Origin of the sequence: Marivita sp. (genome assembly GCF_022763305.1) — a bacterium.
Taxonomy (GTDB): domain Bacteria; phylum Pseudomonadota; class Alphaproteobacteria; order Rhodobacterales; family Rhodobacteraceae; genus Marivita.
Map to the genome: position 1 here is coordinate 1 of NZ_JALEGT010000068.1, position 5,889 is coordinate 5,889.

6 protein-coding genes are annotated in these 5,889 nt (G+C 59.4%); 4 read left to right on the forward strand and 2 right to left on the reverse strand.

The window, feature by feature from the left end; all coding sequences use genetic code 11:
* From MRY75_RS13595 to MRY75_RS13610, 4 genes are all read left to right on the forward strand, one after another.
* Positions 1-218 (forward strand): ATPase, T2SS/T4P/T4SS family (locus MRY75_RS13595; RefSeq protein ID WP_292308555.1); only part of this gene is annotated, 218 nt, incomplete at its 5' end.
* 108 nt (positions 219-326) lie between these two features.
* Positions 327-1,364 carry an IS110 family transposase gene (locus MRY75_RS13600; RefSeq protein ID WP_292308556.1) on the forward strand — a complete coding sequence of 346 codons (1,038 nt, stop codon included), beginning with the start codon at positions 327-329 and terminating at the stop codon, positions 1,362-1,364.
* A gap of 400 nt (positions 1,365-1,764) precedes the next feature.
* Entirely contained in the window at positions 1,765-2,847 is a 1,083-nt protein-coding gene (locus tag MRY75_RS13605; RefSeq protein WP_366934933.1) for an AraC family transcriptional regulator, read from the forward strand.
* A gap of 96 nt (positions 2,848-2,943) precedes the next feature.
* Positions 2,944-4,143, forward strand: coding sequence for a serine hydrolase (locus MRY75_RS13610; protein WP_009807932.1), 1,200 nt, complete (start codon positions 2,944-2,946; stop codon positions 4,141-4,143).
* Between the two features lie 158 nt (positions 4,144-4,301).
* Here MRY75_RS13610 and MRY75_RS13615 read toward each other — a convergent pair whose 3' ends face one another.
* Both MRY75_RS13615 and MRY75_RS13620 read right to left on the reverse strand, forming a co-directional pair.
* Positions 4,302-5,567, reverse strand: a complete 1,266-nt coding sequence (locus tag MRY75_RS13615; protein WP_366934934.1) for a DUF6880 family protein — start codon at positions 5,565-5,567, stop codon at positions 4,302-4,304.
* Positions 5,509-5,718 (reverse strand): DUF6880 family protein, encoded by a 210-nt coding sequence (locus MRY75_RS13620; protein WP_223118418.1) that lies wholly within the window; start codon positions 5,716-5,718, stop codon positions 5,509-5,511. The genes MRY75_RS13615 and MRY75_RS13620 overlap by 59 nt, the downstream gene beginning before the upstream one ends.
* Between the last annotated feature and the right edge of the window lie 171 nt (positions 5,719-5,889).

Genomic DNA, 5,889 nt, shown 5'->3' on the forward strand with positions numbered 1-5,889 from the left:
AAGCCATCAACACCGGCCATGGCGGGTCGGTCTCAACCATCCACGCCGAAACCGCAGAACTCGCCATCGACCGGCTTGCAATCATGGTACTGCAGGCTGGCACACCGCTGACATTCGCAGAAGTGCGGGAATACATCCGCAAGTCCATCGATGTGATCGTCCAGCTCGGGCGGGCCGAGGGGAAGCGGGGGATCACGGAGTTCTATTTGCCAAATTGAAGGAAAGCTTCGACGGGGTCGGGCGGGGAGCATGCGTAATTGGGCTGACCCTGCACTTTGGTCGAGCTCCCGGTAGGATCACAGCACAGCTGTGAATGAGGGAGACAGATGATGGAATACTATGCTGGTTTGGATGTGTCGCTTCGGTCGTGTGCTTTGTGCATCGTCGATAGCAAAGGCAAGGTTTGCTTGGAACGAGAGCTGCCATGCGAAGTTGCGGACATTGGTGCGTGCCTTGAAGCTTTTGAGCACCCCATCGAACGTGTCGGTTTTGAAGCGGGGGCGATGAGCCAACATCTGTTCTTTGGTTTGCAGTCGTCAGGCTTTGAGGTCGTGTGCATGGAGGCGCGGCAGGTAAGCGCTGCCTTGTCCGCAATGCGGAACAAAACTGACAAGACCGATGCAAAGGGCATTGCCCAAATTTTGCGTACTGGTTGGTTCAGTCCTGTTCACATGAAGAGCCGGGAGGCCCATGGGTTGCGTGCGCTTTTGAGCACCCGAAAGGCATTACTCAAGAAGACGATGGATCTGGCCAACGAGGTTCGTGGGCTGCTGAAAATCTTCGGCGTACGATTGCCGCGAACGGTGAAGCATGGGTCTTTCGATGGTTTGGTAAGACCGATGATCGAAATGGATGATATCCTTGCGCACGCAATCATTCCATTGCTCGACGCGCGGGTTGTCTTGTTCCAACACCACCTTGAGCTGGATCGACGCGTGAAACGTGCAGCGTCTCAAGACAAGGTTTGCATGCGGATGATGACCGTACCTGGTGTTGGACCCATTGCAGCACTAACATTCAAGGCCGCAGTTGACGATCCGAGCCGCTTCAAGCGTTCGCGCACAGTTGCTGCGCACTTTGGTTTGACGCCAAGACGCTTTCAATCTGGGGAGCATGACAATCCTGGCCGAATATCAAAGGCAGGCGATCGAGATGTTCGTGCGACTCTCTATGCCGCTGCCAACGCATTACTGATGCGAACCATGGCAGGGTCACAGATCAAATCATGGGGCATGCGATTGATGCGCACCAAAGGTCGCCGACGCGCAGTTGTTGCCGTCGCCCGCAAACTTGCCGTTCTGCTCCACCGTATGTGGATCGACGGCAGTGAATTCCATCAGGAACAAGTAGGAGGCACGGCATGACATAAAAGCCAACCACTCAACCTGATGGGATCGTCCAATCCGGACGAGGTCTGTGGATGAAGACGAAAATGTCTGCTGCGCAACTTGAAGCGCGCCGGGAAGCAGGGCTCTCCACAACCGATCCGACACATGCATGCAGCGGCGCCCTTCGAACGCCAAACCAGACTGCGAAGAGAAGCGTGACCCGGACAAACGATCCTTGATCATTCAAAAGAAGGAAAATGAGCTTGACCCAGACACCCAATTAGAGAAGCGGTCATTCGCTGCGGCTTGAACCAATGTCGGCATTGTAGAGCCTCACACGCCGGGGGGACAACGCGCTCGATCAGAACCTACGCCAGATCGCGACCGTGTCGGCGCGTCCCCACCAACACGTTCATTTCTTTACGACCAATGCCGGATGTCTACCTCGCCAATATCGTGTTACATTGACAATGGAATCACGAGGAGGAGCGGGGTTTTGCTGGAACATGCACTTGTTCTGGATTCGTTAGGGGCGCCGATCAGGCACCGGCAGAAAACCCATTCAGCTGATTGGGACGAAGTGGAGGACTTCTGCCGGTCGGTCTATATGCGATATCGGGTGCGGCCTTTGGATCGCTTGTCCCTGCCGGATGCGACCATGATTTCGGCGAAGGCGGGCTGTGTGACCATGACCCGGTTTGCCTACGGCACCGGCATTCACCTTGACCGTTTCGATCCTGATGCCGGAAACATCCTTGTTCTTAACACCCTGCGCGGGGCATTGGATCATCAAACCGATGGTGGCTCTATTGCAACCGCTGCCGGGGAAAGCTTTGTCGTAGATTGCTCCCGAGCCGAATATTGGCTTGAGGGTGATCCCGACCATATGCAGCTGAACCTCACGATCCCGCATCAGGCGATGGTTGATACGGCCGAGAGGTGGTTCGGTTTCGTGCCGGATGACCGCCTGTGGACGAGCCGTGTCAAGATCGGCGGCCCCAACTCAGCCTGGCCCGCGCTTCTCGATTATGCCACCCGTGCCTTAACGCGCGCGGGCGAAGTCTCATCCGACGCAGTCTTGGTGCGGCATATCGAAGAGATGCTTTGCGTCGAACTTCTGCGACAGTGGGCATCGGCCGCTGGGTTGAGCCTTGAGACCGGGGCCCGCTGTGCAGCCCCCGGTTACGTTCGCGCGGCCGAGGAGATCATGGAAGCCGAAGCGCGCGAAGCACCTTCAATCGGCGATGTGGCCAAGCGTGTCGGCGTTTCTGCAAGGACACTGTCCGGCGGATTTCAGAAGTTTCGAGGTATTTCGCCTCGGGCATTCCTCGTGGCGCGGCGGCTTGACGGCTTTCGCCGGGATCTTGAAACTTTGCCAGCCAATGTGACCGTCACCGTGATCGCCGCAGACTGGGGCTTTTCGAACTTCGGCGCTCTGGCCGGCCGGTATCGAGAAAGGTTCGGAGAAACGCCGTCGCAGACGCGTGGTCGGGTCGCACGACGCGTCCGCCCGCACTGACTTCGTTTCCGAAATCGGACAGAACATACCGGTTGCGAACAGCGCGGCCGATCAGTGTTCCGCATTCTTCTCTTCACATCTTCAAGGGAGGAACCAATGAAGGACATCAACCCAAACGATCTGAAAATCCGGTGTGACGCCGTTCTGAACGGACTGGGCACCGGTCCGTCGCGTGTGCCCGGGGTTGTCGCGATGGCAACGGACCGCAATGGCGATATCTACGCCGGCGCGGCCGGAGAGCGGCGGCTGGACGGCGACGCAATGACGGAGGACACGGTCTTCGCCATCTTCTCGACCACCAAGGCAATCGCTGGCACCACAGCCCTGCAATGTGTCGAGGAGGGTTTGTTGGACCTCGATGCGCCTGCGAAAAACTACGCCCCGGCCATCGGTGAGTTGAAGGTGATCGACGGGTTCGACGCGGACGGCACCCCCAGACTGCGCGCCCCCAAAAGTGATGTCACGACCCGCCAACTGATGCTGCACACGGCCGGTTTTGGCTATGATTTCTTTAACGAGACCTATAAGCGCCTCGCCGAAGAGCAGGGCCAGCCCTCTGTCGTCACCGGCAGCCGCGCCTGCATCGAAACCCCGCTGCTATTCGATCCGGGCACGAAGTGGGAATACGGCACGAACATCGACTGGGTCGGACAGGTCGTCGAAGGCATCCGCGGCAAACGCCTGGGCGAGGTTATGAAAGAGAGGATCTTCGACCAGCTCGGCATGCAGGATATCGCCTTTACCCGGACGCCCGACATGAAGGAGCGGACCGCGACCATCCACGCGCGGGGCGAGGATGGCGGGCTGACCCCGATGGACGACTTCGCACTACCTGATGACCCTGAGGTCCACATGGGCGGCCACGGGCTCTACGCGACTGTGCCGGAATACATGAAGTTTATCCGCATGTGGTTGAACGACGGTGCCGGTCCGAACGGGCGGGTCCTGAAACCCGAAACCGTCGAATGGGCCGTGCAGGGCGCACTTGTCCCACCGCAGAAAGTCACCATGCTGCCCGGCGTCATTCCCTCGCTTTCGAATGATGCAGAGTTCTTTCCGGGCATACCCAAGGACTGGTCCTACACCTTCATGGTCAACACCGAAGACGCGTCCACCGGGCGCCCGGCCGGCGCCATCGGCTGGGCCGGGCTGGCGAACAGCTACTATTGGATAGATCGAAAGAATGGGATCGGCGGCTACTGGGCAACGCAGATCCTGCCGTTCGCAGATGGGGTCTCCTTTCCAGGGTATATGGATTTCGAGAGCGCGGTCTACGCGGCCCTCTCGGGGCAATAACGGCATTTTCCTGCTATGCCAAAGGGCGGGGCGCATGCGCGCCCCGTCGGACTTGCCGGTTTTCACGCCTTAGATAGGTTATGAGATAAAGAAGCCATTGGACGGGTTTGGACCGAACGTCCGCTAAGGGCCGACTTTACCTTTTTTCCTTTTCGAAGTCAGCCGTCTTCGACCTGCCGCCAGAACCCGGATTTACGCGGATGATCCGCCTTCAATCCGTCGCGGTAGGTCGCGTGATCTAGCATTTCGACGGGTCGGATGGCATCCGCGTCATTGGCAAGCAATGTCAGTATCGCAAGGTATTTCGCACCATGGCCGTAGGCTTTGGAGCGCGCCTTGCTTAGGATGTCGTCAAGCAGGGCGCGGTAGAGGATTGTGGCCGCGAGCGGGTGATCGTGTTCGAGCAGGGATGCGATTTTGGGAAGGATGTGCCAGTCGCCGCCTTTCCAGTGTTGGCGATTGGTGACAATCAGGTTGGCGGCCAGATCTAGGCGCGGCCAGTCAAGAAAGAATTGCAGCGCGCTTTCGGGATTGGCATGTTTGCGAGCGACCGCACAAGCGCGATCCTCGGTTTCCATATCCTTGAAATCAGGCAGACCTTTCAGATAGTCCCTCAGGATGTCCGCCGAAAGCCGGATTTCGAAACACCGCCACCTTAGCGCTTGTGCTGCCGGCCGGTCACCCAAAGCCTCAAGGATTCGCGCCTCCAATGCGACCCGCCGGGGTGACAGCTCGTCATCTTCGCCAAAGCTGCGCCGCCCCGGTTTGCGCACCCAGTCCAGCGCCTCCGCCGCGCGCCCGGCTCCAAGCAACGCTTCGGCAATCCCCAGCGTGTCCTGCATATGCGGCTTCTTTGCTGCCTCCAGTGCGACCAGCAGGTCCAGATCGCCGCGCTCCAAGGCAATGGTCTGTCGCATCTCTGCCCATTGCCCTGTCATGGAATAAAGCCAACCGTCGGATTGCTGCGCCGCTTCCTCGGCCCTTCTCTCGGCGATGGCCGCGGTCAACTCCGCGTCCCAGCGGGTAAGTGTATCTTGCGGCAAATGCGGTGCCACGGCATTGGTCATATCGGTCAGGTAACCATGGGTGGTTTCGCCAAGCGCGGCCATGATCTTGTCCGGCAACAGGTCAGCGTCATCCGCCGCCAGTTCCGGCGCGAGGACACCAATGTCATGGATCGCCCCATAGTAGACACCCTGCACCCGACCCGAGGAATCGTCGACCCGCTCGAAGACCTGCTTATGGGTCGCGACAAAGCGCAAAAGCCGGTCCATCGCCAGCGCCGCGGAAGCTGGCCCCAGTTCGGATGTGATCGTATCTGTCAGGCTGCGCAGATCGTCAGCAAACCCCCGCGCCTTGTCCCAATCAACGAAACTCTTCGCCCGTGCCGGCCCGGAAAGCCGCCTGTCGATCAGCTTGGCAATCGCCTCCGCCCCCCCCCCGCCCGGCCAGCGCCGCCTTGACCTGCCGCCGGAACCCGGCATTGCGCGCGGCCTCCGCCAGCACCAGCCGCGCGAGCGTGTTGGCGCCGAAGTCTTTCAGTGTGTCGATCGAAAGCGCGGGTTTGCGGGCCATGGTGTGTCAGCCGAACAAAAGGACATAGTGCCGTAAATGCCGGTCTTAGAGGCCGCTGGCAAGGCGCAGTCTAGCCCAACAGCTCCTCAATAAAATCCTCCTGCCGGTCGAGCGCCGCCTCCCATTCCTTCGGCACAGCCGCTTCCCGCTCCAGCGTCTCGGGCTCTGGCT